The 15,195-nt window shown below is 70.2% G+C and carries 13 protein-coding genes; 7 read left to right on the forward strand and 6 right to left on the reverse strand.

What is annotated here, in order from left to right; all coding sequences use genetic code 11:
* The first annotated feature begins 208 nt into the window (after positions 1 to 208).
* From GGQ69_RS00925 to GGQ69_RS00940, 4 genes are all read left to right on the forward strand, one after another.
* A complete protein-coding gene (locus GGQ69_RS00925; protein WP_183523492.1) occupies positions 209 to 1,519 on the forward strand; it encodes an extracellular solute-binding protein in 1,311 nt (436 codons plus the stop codon).
* A gap of 17 nt (positions 1,520 to 1,536) precedes the next feature.
* Positions 1,537 to 2,505, forward strand: a complete 969-nt coding sequence (locus tag GGQ69_RS00930; protein ID WP_183528122.1) for a carbohydrate ABC transporter permease — start codon at positions 1,537 to 1,539, stop codon at positions 2,503 to 2,505.
* Positions 2,506 to 2,576: 71 nt separating this feature from the next.
* Entirely contained in the window at positions 2,577 to 3,392 is an 816-nt protein-coding gene (locus tag GGQ69_RS00935) for a carbohydrate ABC transporter permease (RefSeq protein WP_029139356.1), read from the forward strand.
* A 25-nt stretch (positions 3,393 to 3,417) separates the two neighbouring features.
* Positions 3,418 to 4,686: an ABC transporter ATP-binding protein gene (locus GGQ69_RS00940; protein ID WP_183523494.1), complete on the forward strand. Its 1,269-nt coding sequence runs from the start codon at positions 3,418 to 3,420 to the stop codon at positions 4,684 to 4,686.
* An 88-nt stretch (positions 4,687 to 4,774) separates the two neighbouring features.
* Here the strand turns inward: GGQ69_RS00940 and GGQ69_RS00945 are convergent, their stop codons facing one another.
* Together GGQ69_RS00945 and purU are read right to left on the reverse strand one after the other, a co-directional pair.
* On the reverse strand, positions 4,775 to 5,293 hold the full coding sequence (locus tag GGQ69_RS00945; RefSeq protein WP_183523496.1) for a gamma carbonic anhydrase family protein: 519 nt from the start codon (positions 5,291 to 5,293) through the stop codon (positions 4,775 to 4,777).
* A gap of 86 nt (positions 5,294 to 5,379) precedes the next feature.
* Entirely contained in the window at positions 5,380 to 6,264 is an 885-nt protein-coding gene (purU, locus tag GGQ69_RS00950; protein ID WP_255459370.1) for a formyltetrahydrofolate deformylase, read from the reverse strand.
* A gap of 267 nt (positions 6,265 to 6,531) precedes the next feature.
* Between purU and GGQ69_RS00955 the strand changes: the two genes are divergently transcribed.
* Positions 6,532 to 7,482, forward strand: a complete 951-nt coding sequence (locus GGQ69_RS00955; RefSeq protein WP_183523498.1) for a hypothetical protein — start codon at positions 6,532 to 6,534, stop codon at positions 7,480 to 7,482.
* A 251-nt stretch (positions 7,483 to 7,733) separates the two neighbouring features.
* Here the strand turns inward: GGQ69_RS00955 and GGQ69_RS00960 are convergent, their stop codons facing one another.
* The 3 genes from GGQ69_RS00960 to GGQ69_RS00970 all read right to left on the reverse strand — a co-directional run bounded on the left by GGQ69_RS00960 (position 7,734) and on the right by GGQ69_RS00970 (position 11,125).
* Positions 7,734 to 9,257, reverse strand: a complete 1,524-nt coding sequence (locus tag GGQ69_RS00960; RefSeq protein WP_183523500.1) for a catalase — start codon at positions 9,255 to 9,257, stop codon at positions 7,734 to 7,736.
* Positions 9,258 to 9,305: 48 nt separating this feature from the next.
* Positions 9,306 to 9,833, reverse strand: a complete 528-nt coding sequence (locus GGQ69_RS00965; RefSeq protein WP_141566123.1) for a Fur family transcriptional regulator — start codon at positions 9,831 to 9,833, stop codon at positions 9,306 to 9,308.
* Positions 9,834 to 9,910: 77 nt separating this feature from the next.
* A complete protein-coding gene (locus GGQ69_RS00970; RefSeq protein ID WP_183523502.1) occupies positions 9,911 to 11,125 on the reverse strand; it encodes an NAD(P)/FAD-dependent oxidoreductase in 1,215 nt (404 codons plus the stop codon).
* Positions 11,126 to 11,322: 197 nt separating this feature from the next.
* Between GGQ69_RS00970 and glyA the strand changes: the two genes are divergently transcribed.
* Both glyA and GGQ69_RS00980 read left to right on the forward strand, forming a co-directional pair.
* Complete coding sequence (glyA, locus tag GGQ69_RS00975; protein WP_183523504.1) at positions 11,323 to 12,618, forward strand: serine hydroxymethyltransferase; 1,296 nt, start codon at positions 11,323 to 11,325, stop codon at positions 12,616 to 12,618.
* A gap of 72 nt (positions 12,619 to 12,690) precedes the next feature.
* The gene (locus tag GGQ69_RS00980) at positions 12,691 to 13,599 is read left to right on the forward strand and encodes a bifunctional methylenetetrahydrofolate dehydrogenase/methenyltetrahydrofolate cyclohydrolase (RefSeq protein WP_183523506.1); all 909 of its coding nucleotides are present in this window, start codon (positions 12,691 to 12,693) and stop codon (positions 13,597 to 13,599) included.
* A 175-nt stretch (positions 13,600 to 13,774) separates the two neighbouring features.
* Here GGQ69_RS00980 and GGQ69_RS00985 read toward each other — a convergent pair whose 3' ends face one another.
* Positions 13,775 to 15,136, reverse strand: coding sequence for an MFS transporter (locus tag GGQ69_RS00985; protein ID WP_183523508.1), 1,362 nt, complete (start codon positions 15,134 to 15,136; stop codon positions 13,775 to 13,777).
* Positions 15,137 to 15,195: the final 59 nt, after the last annotated feature.

The raw sequence follows: 15,195 nt of genomic DNA on the forward strand, positions 1-15,195 counted from the left end.
GCGCGCCCGCGTGGCCACGGACATGCCATGTGGGACGGGGGTCGGTGGGCGGGTGCTCGCGGAGCATGTCTTGGGAAAACTCCCAGTTCATGCATAGGCTTCCCTCCAGACGGTCCCCCGTGGCACGGTGGAACCGGTTCCCCCTGGGAGCCCTTCCGCTCAGCCGGGTGAGCCGTAGAGGTGGAACCGGACCGGAGGTGCGCGACTGATGAGGCAGGCCCGAGGGAATGGCGGTGCCGCCCGCCGAACGGCGGGGATGGCGATGATGGCCTCGGCGGCGCTGCTGCTCGCAGGGTGCGGCCCGGCGGAGGAGACCCCGGTCCTGACCTGGTACACGAACCCGGACGACGGCGGCCAGGCCGCGATCGCGCAGAAGTGCTCCGATGCGGCCGGAGGCGCCTACCGGATCGAGACCTCCATCCTGCCCAACGACGCCGCCTCCCAGCGCGAGCAGCTGACCCGCCGCCTGGCGGCCGGCGACACCTCGATGGACATCATGTCCCTGGACCCGCCGTTCATCCCGGAACTGGCCGAGCCCGGTTTCCTGGCGGTGCCGCCGTCGGAGGTGGCCGAGGCGACCACGCAGGACACCCTCGAGGGGGCCCTGGCCGGGGCCACGTGGCGGGACACCTTGGTGACCGTCCCGTTCTGGGCCAACACCCAGTTGCTCTGGTACCGCAAGTCGGTGGTCGAGGAGGCCGGGCTGGACATGGACGGCCCCGTGACCTGGGACCAGATGCTCCAGGTCGCCCGGGACCAGGACAAGGAACTGGGCGTGCAGGGCGCCCGGGCCGAGGCCATGACGGTCTGGCTCAACGCCCTGATCGAGTCCGGCGGCGGGCAGATCATCGAGAACCCGGAGGCGCCGGCGGACGAGGTCGAGATCGGCCTGGACAGCGACGCCGGCCGGAAGGCCGCCGAGATCATCTCCACCATCGGCACGGAGGGCCTGGGCGGCCCGGGGCTGGCCACCCAGCAGGAGAACGAGGCCATGCTGCTGTTCCAGGGGGACAGCGGCTCGTTCATGGTGAACTGGCCGTTCGTCTGGCCCGCCACCAACGCCTCGGCGGAGGACGGGTCGGTCCCGGCCGACCTGCCGGAGGACATCGGCTGGGCCGTCTACCCGAGGACGTCCGAGGACACGGAACCCGCCCCGCCGCTGGGAGGCATCAACCTGGGCGTGGGCGCCGCCTCGCAGCAGCAGGACCTGGCCTGGGACGCGATCGAGTGCATCGTCTCACCGGAGAACCAGACCGAGTACTTCGTCACCAACGGCAACCCGCCCTCCAGCGCGGGCGCGTTCGACGACCCCTCCGTGCGGGAGCGGTTCCCCATGGCGGAGACCATCCGTGAGTCACTGGAACTGGCCGCGCCCCGGCCGCAGACGCCGTACTACAACGAGGTCTCCACCGCGATCCAGCAGCGGTACACGCCGCCGGCCAGCGTGGACCCGGAGACCACCCCGGCCGAGACCGGCCAATTCATCCAGGAAGTGCTGCGAGGGGAGTCGCTGCTGTGAGCTCTATTCCCACGACCGTGCCCGCCGTCGACACCGAGGCGCCCGGCGACACGTCCACCGGCCGGGGGCGGCGGAAGGCCCCCAGGTCGGAACGGGCCAGGGCCGAGGCCCGGTTGGGCTGGTGGCTGGCCGGGCCCGCGTTCTTCATCATGGTCGCCGTCATCTTCTACCCGGTCCTCCAGGCCTTCTGGGACTCGTTGTTCAGCTACCGCCTCACGGCGCCCGAGGAACGCGAGTTCGTGGGCCTGTCCAACTACGGGGTCATCTTCAGCGACCCGGTGTTCTGGAGCGCCCTGGGCGTCACGACGCTGATCACCGTGGTCACCGTGTTCGTCGAGCTGATCCTGGGCTTCATCCTGGCCATGGTCATGCACAAGGCGATCAAGTCCACCCGTGGCCTGGTCCGCACCGTGATCCTGGTGCCCTACGGCATCATCACCGTGGTCTCGGCCTTCGCCTGGTACTACATGTTCAGCATCGACTCCGGCTACATCAACAACTGGTTCAGCTGGGTGCCCGGTTTCGACGGCCAGCTCAACTGGTTCGCCCAGGGCGGTTCGGCGCTGTTCGTCATCATGTTCTCGGAGATCTGGAAGACCACCCCGTTCATCTCGCTGCTGCTGCTGGCCGGCCTGGCCCAGGTCCCCGACGACCTCTCCGAGGCGGCCGCGGTGGACGGGGCCAGCTGGTGGCAGCGGTTGTGGCGGGTCATCCTGCCGAACATGAAGGCGGCCATCATGGTGGCCGTGCTCTTCCGGGCGCTGGACGCGTTCCGGGTCTTCGACTCGATCTTCATCATGACCAATGGCGCCTATGGCACCGAGGTCCTCTCCCTGCTCGCCTATCGCACCTCGATCGGGCGACTCGAGATCGGCCTCGGTTCGGCCATCTCGGTCGTGCTGTTCCTCCTGGTCGGACTGCTGGCACTGATCGCAGTGAAGGGCTTCAACGTTGACCTGGCAGGCGGACGGGGAGGACGCAAGTGAGCACCGAGACACTCACCCCGGAAGAGGTCGAGGGGCAGCGGCGTGCCCGGCGGGCCAAGCGCAACACCTCCATCGGCTGGTGGGTCATCACCATCGTCGTGGCCGTGTGGTGCCTGTTCCCGGTGGCCTCCATCCTGGCGACCAGCTTCAAGACCCCGGGGGAGTTGTCCAACGGGAAGTTCCTGCCGGACAACCCCTCGACCAGCAACTACGAGGAGATCCTGGTGGGTGACTCTCAGGAGCTGTTCCTGAGCGCCCTGTGGAACTCGATCGGCATCTCGATCATCGCCACCCTGATCGCCGTGGTCCTGGCCACCCTGTGCGCCTACGCGATCGCCCGGCTCGACTTCCCCGGCAAGAAGATCGTCCTGACGGTCTCCCTGATGGTGTCCATGTTCCCGGTGATCTCGCTGGTCACCCCGCTGTTCAACCTGTGGCGCAGCATCGGGCTGTACGACACCTGGCCCGGCCTGATCATCCCCTACCTGTCCCTGACGCTGCCGATCGCCATCTGGACCCTGGCGGCGTTCTTCCAGCAGATCCCCTGGGAGCTGGAGCAGGCGGCCCAGGTGGACGGGGCCACCCCGCTGCAGGCGTTCCGCAAGGTGATCGTGCCGCTGGCGGCGCCGGGGGTGTTCACGACGGCGATCATCGCGTTCTTCATCGCCTGGAACGACTTCGTCTACGGCATCTCACTGACCTCCACGGAAGCGGCCCGTCCGGTTCCGGCGGCACTGGCGTTCTTCACCGGTGCCTCGCAGTTCGAATCGCCCACCGGTGCGATCTCGGCTGCGGCAATCATCGTCACCATTCCCGTGGTGCTGCTGGTCATGCTCTTCCAGAAGCAGATCGTCGCAGGCCTGACCTCGGGCGCGGTCAAGGGCTGAGCGCAGGAAACGAAAGGGAATCCACATGGCCTCCATCACCCTCAAGAACATCGTCAAGAAGTATGACGACGGCTTCCCGGCCGTGAACAACGTGTCCCTGGACATCGCCGACGGGGAGTTCGTCATCCTCGTGGGCCCGTCCGGTTGCGGGAAGTCGACCCTGCTGCGGATGATCGTCGGGCTGGAGGACATCACCTCCGGCGAACTGCAGATCAACGGCCGGCGGATGAACGAGGCCGCCCCCAAGGACCGCAACCTGGCGATGGTGTTCCAGAACTACGCGCTCTACCCGCACCTGACGGTGTACGAGAACATCGCCTTCCCGCTGCGCCTGGCCAAGGACACCAACGGTGGGGGATCGGTGGACGAGAAGGTCCAGCGGGCGGCCAAGATGCTCGAACTCACCGAGCACCTGGACCGCAAGCCGGCGAACCTCTCCGGCGGCCAGCGCCAGCGCGTGGCGATGGGACGGGCGATCGTGCGGGAGGCGGACGCGTTCCTGTTCGACGAGCCGCTGTCCAACCTCGATGCCAAGCTCCGCGGCCAGATGCGGGCCGAGATCGCCCAGCTGCAGCGCTCGCTCGGTGTCACGAGCGTCTACGTCACGCACGACCAGACGGAGGCGATGACCCTGGGGGACCGGGTGGCGGTGCTTAAGAAGGGCATCCTGCAGCAGGTCGCCAGCCCGCGCGAGCTGTACGAACAGCCGGTCAACCTCTTCGTGGCCGGTTTCATCGGGTCCCCGTCCATGAACTTCCTGCCTGCCACGATCACGGAGGGCTCCGGCGGGACCGTGCTCTCGACCCCGATCGGTGACATCCCCATCCCGGCCGACCGGGCGGCCGTGGCCCAGGGCAAGGACCTGGTCCTGGTCGGCGTCCGGCCCGAGTTCTTCGAGGACGCGACGCTGGTGGACGAGGCCAAGATGTCCAAGGGCTCTGTGTTCACCGCTGAACTGTCGCACCTGGAGTGGCTGGGACACGAGCAGTACGGGTACATCGAGTTCGAGCCCGACGAGAAGGTGCGCCGCCTGCTGTCCGACCTGGCCGCGGACATGGACGCCGACGAATTGCGCCCGCAGGTCGTCACGACCCTCTCCGCCGAGTCGAGGGTGCGACCGGGGCGGCCCGTCGAGCTCTGGGTGGACACCTCGCGGATCCACATCTTCGACCCCGAGTCCGGGGAGAACCTCACCCGGGACGCGGAGGCCGGCGCGGAACTCACGCGGATGGCGGCCGAGGAACGCGAGCGGGAGTTGGCGGCCGCGAGGGAGCGGGACGCGCAGAAGGCCTGACCGGCCTGCCGGGGCCGCGGATCGCGTCCCCGGCAGGTCCCTGGCCCCGAGGGCCTGGGCCCGCCAGGACCGGTTCGGTGGGGCCCCGTCAGGCGGTGGCGTCGCGGTGCTTCGCCGCCAGTTCCACGTAGGTGGCGGAGTTGGTGCCCAGGGAGGCGACCTCCTCGTCCGTCAGTTCGCGGCGGACCTTGGCGGGCACTCCGGCCACGAGTGAGCGCGGGGGGACCACGGTCCCCTCGAGCACCAGGGCGCCGGCGGCCACCAGCGACTGGGTGCCGATGACCGACCCGTTCATGATGGTGGCGGACATGCCCACCAGGCAGCCGTCCTCGACCGTGGCCCCGTGGACGACGGCGGAGTGGCCCACCGAGATGTCGTGGCCCAGCGTGCAGGGGAAGCCGGCGTCGGCGTGCAGGACCACGTTGTCCTGCAGGTTCGTCCTCTCGCCCACGCGGATCGGGGCGCTGTCCCCGCGGGCGGACACGCCGTAGAAGGCGGAGGACTGCGGACCCATCGCCACGTCCCCGGAGAGGGTGGCGGTGGGGGCCAGGAAGACGGACTCGTGGACGGACGGCGTGGCGCCGGCGATCGTGATCAGGTGTGCCATGTCACCAGAGTAACCATGTCGTCCCCGCCGGGGGCGCCGAGGGGCCACGCCCCCCAGCGCCGCACGGACCGGGTCATTGTCTCTGGTCAGTCGAAGACGACGGTGCGGTTGCCGTCGAGCAGGACGCGGTGCTCGGCGTGCCAGCGCACGGCCCGGCACAGCGTGGAGCCCTCGACCTCGCGGCCGAGGTTGACGAAGTCGCGGGCGGACTGGGCGTGGGTGACGCGCTGGACCGTCTGGTCGATGATGGGGCCCTCGTCCAGGTCCGGGGTGACGTAGTGGGCGGTGGCGCCGATGAGCTTGACGCCGCGTTCGTGGGCCTGGTGGTAGGGCCGGGCGCCCTTGAAGGAGGGCAGGAAGGAGTGGTGGATGTTGATGGCCTTGCCGCCGAGCCGGCGGCACAGGTCGTCGGAGAGCACCTGCATGTAGCGGGCCAGCACCACGAGCTCGATGTCGTAGATGCGCACGAGCTCCATGAGCTTGCGCTCGGCCTCGGCCTTGTTGTCCGTCCCGTCGTCGTTCTTCACCAACGGGATGTGCACGTAGGGGATCCCGTAGAAGTACGCCATCGGCTGCAGTTCGAGGTGGTTGGAGACGATCACCGGGATGTCGATCGGCAGCGTGCCGGTCCGGTGCTGGAACAGCAGGTCGTTGAGGGTGCGCCCGTCCTTGGAGCACATCACCAGGGTGCGGGTCTTCCGGGAGGCCTCCCACAGGCCGAGCTCCATGTCGAACTGCTCCTCGACGGGCGTCAGGGCCTCGCGGACCCGCTCCAGCGGCTCGCCGGTGTTGAACTCCACCCGCATGAAGAAGCTGCCGGACTCGGGGGAGTCGAACTGCTTGGACTCGGTGATGTCAGCATCCACCGACAACAGGGCGCCCGAGACGGCGTGGACGATGCCTCGGGTGTTGGTGCAGGACAGCGTCAACACCATCTTGCTCGGGGACGCAGTCGACTGAGAAGCGCTCATGCTCGGATCCTATACCTATCGTCATAGTGGTGTACACCACATATCGGCGTGTAGGGGAAGGGTACTCCGGACGGGGAGGACGCGAAGGCAACGCCCGAGTAGGGACGGGTCTGTGGCGGGAGGGGAGGGGAAGCGCTCAGGCATGGGGCTGGGCTGCCGCCTGTGGCACAGTGGGCCGCATGAGGTCACCGACGGCCCCGCCGCGGTGACGGACGCCGGGCGGAGGCCTGGCCCGGCGTCGTCCCGGCCACTGCAGAAGGACACGTCATGAACGACCAGCAGATCCTCTGGCTCATCATCGCCCTGGTGGTGCTCATCCTGATCGTGGTGATCGTCGTCATCGCGGGGAACCGCCGGCGCGCCCGCAAACGCCAGGCTGACCGGCAGGAGGCGGAGCGGATCCGCCATCAGGCCGTGCGCCAACAGGAACTGGCGGCAGCGGAGGCGCGCGCGGCGGAGTCCGTGCAGCGCGAGGCCGAGACCGCCGAGGAACGCGCGCGCGAGTTGCGTGCCGAGGCCGAGGAGCGGCAGCAGGAGGCCGATTCCGCGGCCAGCGCGCTGGAGGCGCAGCTGCGGGAGGCGGACCGGAAGGACCCGTCCGTGGACACCGATCGGGAGGGCCGGCGCCGGGATGGCTCGGACCCGCTCGAGGAACTGGGGGAGCGGGACCGGCCCGGCTCGCACGCCGGCGTCCTGCCGGCGGAGTACGACGACGGCCACGCCCCGGACGCGGACGGCGAGCCCCCGGCGAGGCGGGACGACGTCGCGGGAGACTCCGGGGCCGCACCGCCGCAGGGTCGCCACGCCGCCCCCGTGGCGGCGGATCGGCCCACCCAGTCGCAGCCCGACGTCGTCCAGGACGTGGACAACTGGTCGGCGGGAGACGGGGAGACGGTCGTCGACCGCCCGGCGGAGGACACCCGTCCGGCGGAGGACACCCGTCCGGTCGAGGACGTCCGCCCGGAGGCGGACACGCGCCCGGTCGAGGACGTCCGTCCGGAGGCGGACACGCGCCCGGTCGAGGACGTCCGCCCGGAGGCGGACACGCGCCCGGGTGAGGAGGCTCCCCCGGTCGAGGAGACGCGCCCGAGGGGTGAGGCAGGCCGCGCCGACGAGCCCGTGAGTGGCGAGGAGGGCCAGGCCGGCGACGCGCACGGAGCGGACGAGGCCGACGCGCGCGACGAGGGTCGCGGCGGGAGCCACGCCGCCGGTCGGTGAGCCGCTGACGGGTCGTAGACCGTCCCGGGCCACAGGGCGACCGTCGAGGAACGACCGCCAAGGACCACGGCGGGGCGTGCCACCGACCGGCGGTCCACGACGAAGGGCTGGCACCTGCCCACGGCAGGTACCAGCCCTTGTCATGTACGGGTCATGTCCGGCCCGGCGGGACCGTCCGGTCCCGGTGGGTCAGGCCGGTGACGCCGTCCCGGGCCGCCGCGGCGCCCCGGGGGTCAGCGGTGACCGCGGGATCAGCGCGCGGAGGCCCCGACCGTCTCGCCCGCGTCGACGCCCATGCCGGGAACGGTGGCCCCGTCCAGGTTCGACTTGACGGCGTCCTCGATGCGCTGGCCGATGGTGGCGTCCACGTTCTTCCAGTACTGGAAGGCGTTGGACAGCACGGGCTCCTGGACGCCGTCCAGGGCTCCGGCGACGGTCTGCACGAAGCGGTCGCGCTGGGCGTCGTCGAACACCTCGTTCAGCAGGGTCCGGGGCTGGCCGAAGTCGTCGTCCTCGGTGTGCAGGGCGTAGGCCGACCGGACGAGCTCGCCGTCGTTCTCCCAGCTGACGTCCACGGCACCGGTCTCGTCCGACCACGAGCTGCCGAAGGAGTTCGGGGCGTACACCGGGCGGGCGCCGGAGTGGTCGTACCACATGTTGCCCTCGAAGTTGTAGGTGTGCACCTCGTTGACCGGCTTGTTGACCGGCAGCTGCTGGAAGTTGGTGCCGATGCGGTAGCGCTGGGCGTCCTGGTAGGCGAAGTTGCGGCCCAGCAGCATCTTGTCCGGGCTCATGCCCATGCCCGGCACCATGTTGGCCGGGGAGAACGCCGCCTGCTCGATCTCGGCGAAGTGGTTCGTCGGGTTCTCGTTCAGGGTCATGGTGCCGACCTTGATCCGCGGGTAGTCCTTCTTGGACCAGGTCTTGGTCAGGTCGAAGGGGTTGAACCGGTAGGTCTTGGCCTCCTCGTACGGCATGACCTGGACGTACAGGTCCCACTGCGGGAACTCGCCGCGCTTGATGGCCTCGAACAGGTCCTGGCGGTGGTACTCGGCGTTGGCGCCGGCCAGCTGCTCGGCCTCCTCGTTCGAGAGGGACTCCACGCCCTGGCGGGACTCGAAGTGGTACTTCACCCAGAACTTCTCGCCGGCCTCGTTGACCCACATGTAGGTGTGGGAGCCGTAGCCGTTCATGTGGCGCCAGGTGCTGGGCAGGCCGCGGTCGCCCATGAGGTAGGTGACCTGGTGGGCCGACTCCGGGTTGTTGGTCCAGAAGTCCCACTGCATGGTGCCGTCGCGCAGGCCGGAGTCCGGCAGGCGCTTCTGCGAGCGGATGAAGTGCGGGAACTTCATGGGGTCGCGCACGAAGAAGACCGGGGTGTTGTTGCCGACGAGGTCGAAGTTGCCCTCTTCGGTGTAGAACTTCAGGGCGAAGCCGCGCACGTCACGCCAGGTGTCCGGGGAGCCCAGCTCGCCGGCGACGGTGGAGAAGCGGGCCAGCATGCGGACCTTGGCGCCCTTCTGGAACAGGGCTGCCTTGGTGTAGCCGCTGACGTCCTCGGTGGTCTCGAAGACACCGAAGGCGCCGGAGCCCTTGGCGTGCGGCCGACGCTCGGGCACGTTCATCCGGTTGAAGTGCTGCAGCGTCTCCACGAGGTGGCTGTCGTGCAGCACGATGGGGCCGTTGCTGCCGACGGTCAGCGAGTTGCGGTCGCTGACGGCGGGGATGCCGGCCTGGGTGGTCGAACCCGTTGCATGCGGAGTGGTTTCCGTCATCACGTTCTCCTTGGTCGGGGATGGTGGGTTGGGTGGGTGAAGGTCCGGTCAGCCCTGGTGGGCGTCCCGGGGGCTTGGGGTGCCGGCGGCACCGGCGTCCTGGGCGGCGCAGTCGGCGCAGAGTCCCTGGTAGACGACGTCGGCCACCCGGATGGCCATGCCGTGCGCGTCCGCGGGGGTCAGGCACGGTGCGTGCCCGACGGCGCAGGCCACGTCCTCGATGCGACCGCACCCCGTGCACACGGCATGGTGGTGGTTGTCCGCCACCCGGGTCTCGTAGCGCGCCGGGGAGTTGGCCAGGTCCAGCTGGCGCAGCAGTCCCGCGTCCGTCAGGGAGTGCAGCACGGTGTAGACCGACTGCACGGTGATCTCCGGCAGGGACTGCCGCACGGCCGCCAGCACCTGGTCCGCCGTGGCGTGCGGGGTGCGCTCCAGGGCGTCCAGGACGGCCAGTCGCTGCTTGGTGACCCGCAGGCCGGACGAGCGCACCCGCGCAGCCCAGGGCAGGGAGGCGGCACCGTGGGCGGTGCTCTCCTCCGGTGCCCGGACAGGCTCTCGCCGGCTCGCTGAACTCATGGCCCCCACTATGCCATATTCTGAGTTACTCATAAATAGGACCGCCGGTGAACCGGTGATGAACGGTCGGGACGCCCTCAGAGACAGGCCGCCGCCTGGACCGCCGCACGGCGGCCGGCCCGGGTGGCGCCGATCGTGGAGGCCGAGGCGCCGTAACCGACCAGGAACAGCCCGGGCATCTTCGCCACCGTCACGCCGTCGCGTTCCATCCGCACGCCTCGGCCGCGCTCGCGGACGTGCAGCGGGGACAGGTGATCCAGGGAGGCGCGGAACCCCGTGGCCCACAGAATCGTGTCCACCGGCGTCTCCCAGGTGGTCAGCGGGTCCTCCGAGGACACGGCCGTGCAGGCCCGGCCGGTCAGTGCGGGCACCCGGTCCAGCCCACCGGAGGCCGGACCCCCGGGTGCCAGCAGGCGGTCGGCGACGTCGCCCTGGGAGGGGACCCGGCCGCCGTCGGGGCCCGGCCCGTCCAGCACGGCGCCGCCCGGGGTGATGCGGCGCAGCGGTCCCCGGCTGACGAGCACGCCCGCCGCGATCCCCGCCAGGTACTGCTCTGTGACGGGCAGCCCGGTCGCGGCGACCACGGACAGCGGCGGCAGGCCCATGGTGGTGCGGGCGGACACGGAGGACTCCACGTCCACGCCCCACGAGGCGTCGAGGAACCGGTCCGTCCAGTCCGGGGCGCGGCGCGTGGTCCAGACCGTGGTGGCGCCGGCCTCGTGCAACTGCAGCAGGAACTGCAGGGCCGAGGTGCCACCACCGACCACCAGCACGCTCCGGCCGGTGAAGTCCTGGGCCGCCGTGAACCCGCGCGTGTGCAGTTGACGGCCGGTGAACTCGGCGATGCCCGGGTAGTAGGGCACGTACGGGCTGTCCCAGGTGCCGGTCGCATTGATCACGGTCCGGGCGCGCCACTGCCGTCCGTCGGCCGCGGTGACGGTGAAGACCCCCTGGAGGTGGTCCACGCTCCGCACGTCCACCGGCCGGATCACGGGCAGCGCCAGCTGTTCCTCGTAGGCGCCGTAGTACCGGGACACCACGCGACTGGCCGGTTCCCGGGGATCGGGCGTGCCCAGCGGCATCCCGGGCAGGTCGTGGATCCCGTGTGCGGCGTCGAAGGTCAGTGCGTCCCAGCGGTGTCGCCACGCCCCTCCCGGACCGTCGTTGGCGTCCAGCACCACGAACCCGGTGCCGGGCTCCACCCGCTTGCGGAGCAGCTGCCCGGCCGCGCTCAGGCCCGCCTGGCCGGCTCCGATCACGACGGCGTCGAGCAGCTCTTCGGTGGAGGTCACGTCCCGCAGTATTGCAGGCGGTCAGCGCCCGTCACCACGCTACGATGGGGCGCAGGCCGCGACTGGCGCAGGTGGACCACCACCGGGAAGCGGCGCTGCGTGGTGCCGACGCCGTCGGCCCCGACCGGCGACCGGACCGCCCGCCTGGGTCCGGGCGCCAGACCAGAATCCCCAGACCATGCCAGCAGGAGCTTCTCGTGACCCAGCCGAACACCACGACGTCCGCGTCCCTCAGCAACCGTCCCCTGACCGACGTCGACCCCGAGATCGCGGCCGTCCTGGACCAGGAGCTGGGCCGCCAGCGGGACACCCTGGAGATGATCGCCTCCGAGAACTTCGTGCCGCGCGCCATCCTCGAGACCCAGGGCTCGGTGCTGACGAACAAGTACGCCGAGGGGTACCCCGGACGGCGGTACTACGGCGGCTGTGAGTACGTGGACGTGGCCGAGAACCTGGCGATCGAGCGGGCCAAGGCCCTCTTCGGCGCCGAGCACGTCAACGTCCAGCCGCACGCCGGCGCCCAAGCCAACGTGGCCCTGATGACCGCCCTCATGCAGCCCGGGGACACCCTGATGGGCCTGTCGCTGGCCCACGGCGGCCACCTGACCCACGGGATGAAGCTGAACTTCTCCGGCAAGAACTACAACATCGCCGCCTACGAGGTGGAACCGGACACCTACCGGATCGACATGGACAAGGTCCGCGAGAAGGCGATCGAGGCCAAGCCGGCCGTCATCGTGGCGGGCTGGTCCGCCTACTCCCGCCAGCTGGACTTCGAGGCGTTCCGCTCCATCGCGGACGAGGTGGGGGCCAAGCTCTGGGTGGACATGGCCCACTTCGCCGGGCTGGTCGCCGCGGGACTGCACCCGAACCCGGTGCCCCACGCCGACGTCGTGACCTCCACCGCGCACAAGACCCTCGCCGGGCCCCGCTCGGGCTTCATCCTCTGCAGGGAGGAGTACCGCAAGAAGATCGACTCGGCCGTGTTCCCGGGTCAGCAGGGCGGCCCGCTGATGCACGCGATCGCGGGCAAGGCCGTGGCCTTCAAGATCGCCGCCTCCGAGGAGTTCGCCGAGCGCCAGCGCCGCACCATCGAGGGCGCCCAGATCCTGGCCGAGCGCCTGATGGGGGCCGACGTCACCGAGCACGGGGTCTCCGTGCTGACCGGTGGCACCGACGTGCACCTGATCCTGGTGGACCTGCGCCACGCAGAGCTCGACGGCCGCCAGGCCGAGGACCTGCTCCACGAGGTCGGCATCACCGTCAACCGCAACTCCATCCCGTGGGACCCGCGCCCGCCGATGACCACCTCCGGCCTGCGCATCGGCACCCCGGCCCTGGCCACCCGCGGCTTCGGGACCGAGGAGTTCGCCGAGGTGGCGGACATCGTCGCCCAGGCCCTCAAGCCGGGCCCGGACCTGGAGGCCCTGAAGGCCCGCGTGCAGAAGCTCGCCACCGACTTCCCCCTGTACGAGGGCCTCGAAGGCTGGTGACACGTCCCCACCGCATCACTATGGTGATAGATATATCTTCGGCCGACCCCCGCAAGGAAGCGTGATCCAGCCATGACCGCACAGAAGCTCGACGGCCGCGCCACGGCCGCCGCCATCAAGGAGGACCTCACCCGGCGGGTGGAGGTCCTGCGCGGGCAGGGCATCGTGCCCGGTCTGGGCACCATCCTGGTGGGCGAGGACCCGGGTTCCCAGTCCTACGTGGGGGGCAAGCACCGCGACTGCGCCGAGGTGGGCGTGGCCTCCATCCGGAAGGACCTGCCCGCCTCGACCACCGAGGAGGAGCTCCTGGCCGTGGTCGAGGAACTCAACGCGGACGAGGCCTGCACCGGGTACATCGTGCAGCTGCCGCTGCCCAAGCACATCGACACCGACCGCATCCTCGAGGCGATCGACCCGGCCAAGGACGCCGACGGGCTGCATCCGATGAACCTGGGGCGCCTGGTGGCCTCGGTCGGCGGGGAGCTGGACTCGCCGTTGCCGTGCACCCCCAAGGGCTGCGTGGAGCTGCTGAAGCACTACGGCATCGATCTCAACGGCAAGGTGGTCCTGGTGATCGGCCGCGGTGTGACCATCGGCCGACCCGCCGGGCTCGTGCTGACCCGCCGTGACGTCAACGCCACCGTGGTGCTGGCCCACACCGGCACGAAGGACCTCAAGGCCGAACTGGCCCGCGCGGACGTCATCATCGCCGCGGCCGGGGTGGCCCACATGGTCCGGCCGGAGGACGTCAAGGACGGGGTGATCGTGCTGGACGTGGGCGTCTCCCGCGTCGAGGGCGAGGACGGCAAGGCCCGGATCACCGGCGACGTGGACCCCGGCGTGGCCGAGAAGGCGTCCTGGATGGCCCCGAACCCCGGCGGTGTCGGCCCGATGACCCGGGTGATGCTGCTGGCCAACGTGGTCGAGGCCGCCGAGCGCGCCGCGGCCGCCGGCGGCTGGACGGAGCCCGAGCGGGACTGAACCGCGCGGGGCGCCGGCGGGAGCATTCTTCATGCCCCGATGGACTGGTCATCCCGGCAGGACATGGTGATGCGTCCATCCTGCGATGAATCCGGGCGAACACGCCGAAGGCCGGCCCACCCCTGACGGGGAGGGCCGGCCTTCGGCGTCGTCCCGGCCGGGCCGGGGGGCGGGTTCAGGCGGAGACCTTCTGCGGCGCCGGAGCCGGGCCGAAGACCGTGGCGCCGGTCTCCTGCTCGGCCTGGTTGTGGATGGACAGGTCGATGCCCCGGCGGTCGCGCACGAGGCTCACGGCCGCCAGCGCCACAAGGACCGCCACCAGGAGGTAGACGGAGATCGCCGTGGAGCCGCCCGTCCGTTCCAGGAGGGCCTGGGCGATCATCGGGGCGAAGGCGCCACCGAGGATCGCGCCGATCGCATACGAGATGGACACCCCGGAGAAGCGCACCGAGGCCGGGAACAGCTCGGAGTACAGCGCCGCCTGGGGGCCGTAGGTCAGGCCGGTGCCGATGCAGACCAGGAACAGGGCCAGGTACAGCATGCCCAGCTCGCCGGTGTTGATCAGCCAGAACAGCGGGAAGACGCACAGGGCCAGCCACGCGTAGCCGATCTGGTAGGTCAGCTTGCGGCCGATCCGGTCCGAGAGCAGGCCGGCTGCCAGGGTCGAGCAGAACCACACGGCGGCGGCGAACGTCATCGCCACCAGCACGTCGGTGGAGTCCAGGCCGACGGCCTCGCCCGTCGCGTAGGACGGGATGAACCCGCCCGTCGACATGTAGCCGACGGCGTTGTTCCCGACGAAGACCAGGGCCGCGATGAGCACCAGGTGCCAGTGCTTGCGGAACAGCTCGACGACGGGCACGGACTCGCGCTGCTTGGCCTCGGCGATCTCCTGGAACACGGGGGACTCGTCCACGGCGACCCGCACCAGGTAGCCGACGGCGATGAGCACGATCGAGGCGATGAACGGCCAGCGCCAGCCCCATTCCACGAAGGCAGCACCGGGGGAGACCACACCGGTCATCAGCGCCGTCACGCCGGTGGCCAGGAGCAGGCCCAGGGGCACGCCGAGCTGCGGGACGGCACCGGCCAGGCCGCGACGCTCGGCGGGGGCGTGCTCCACGGCCATGAGGACCGCACCGCCCCATTCGCCGCCGGCGGAGATGCCCTGCAGGACGCGCAGCAACAGGAGCAGCAGCGGCGCGGCGATGCCGATCGCCTCGAAGGTGGGCAGCAGGCCGATCAGCGTGGTGGCCCCGCCCATCATGACCAGGGTGACCACGAGGATCACCTTCCGGCCGAGCTTGTCCCCGTAGTGGCCCGCCAGGAACGCCCCGAGGGGACGGAAGAGGAAGGAGATGCCGACCGAGGCGAAGGTGATGATCTGGCTGAAGCCCGCGCCCGCAGGGGCGAAGAACAGGTCACCGAACACCAGCGCGGCGATGGTGGCGTAGATGAAGAAGTCGTACCACTCGACGGTGGTGCCGACCAGGGTGGCCGCGGCGACCCGCCGCTGATTGGCACGGGGCCTGGTCATGGTGCTGGAAGCTGTCACGTCTGGAAACCTCGGTGGTGGATGTTCAGGTGGCCGGCCTC

It is taken from the genome of Micrococcus sp. TA1 (assembly GCF_014199555.1).
Classification (GTDB): domain Bacteria; phylum Actinomycetota; class Actinomycetes; order Actinomycetales; family Micrococcaceae; genus Citricoccus.

Excerpts from the sequence above, each read along its gene's own strand:
- GGQ69_RS00925 (WP_183523492.1), top strand. The coding sequence starts at position 209 with ATGAGGCAGGCCCGAGGGAATGGCGGTGCCGCCCGCCGAACGGCGGGG.
- GGQ69_RS00940 (WP_183523494.1), top strand. The coding sequence starts at position 3,418 with ATGGCCTCCATCACCCTCAAGAACATCGTCAAGAAGTATGACGACGGC.
- GGQ69_RS00945 (WP_183523496.1), bottom strand. The coding sequence starts at position 5,293 with ATGGCACACCTGATCACGATCGCCGGCGCCACGCCGTCCGTCCACGAG.
- purU (WP_255459370.1), bottom strand. The coding sequence starts at position 6,264 with ATGAGCGCTTCTCAGTCGACTGCGTCCCCGAGCAAGATGGTGTTGACG.
- GGQ69_RS00955 (WP_183523498.1), top strand. The coding sequence starts at position 6,532 with ATGAACGACCAGCAGATCCTCTGGCTCATCATCGCCCTGGTGGTGCTC.
- GGQ69_RS00960 (WP_183523500.1), bottom strand. The coding sequence starts at position 9,257 with ATGACGGAAACCACTCCGCATGCAACGGGTTCGACCACCCAGGCCGGC.
- GGQ69_RS00965 (WP_141566123.1), bottom strand. The coding sequence starts at position 9,833 with ATGAGTTCAGCGAGCCGGCGAGAGCCTGTCCGGGCACCGGAGGAGAGC.
- GGQ69_RS00980 (WP_183523506.1), top strand. The coding sequence starts at position 12,691 with ATGACCGCACAGAAGCTCGACGGCCGCGCCACGGCCGCCGCCATCAAG.
- GGQ69_RS00985 (WP_183523508.1), bottom strand. The coding sequence starts at position 15,136 with ATGACCAGGCCCCGTGCCAATCAGCGGCGGGTCGCCGCGGCCACCCTG.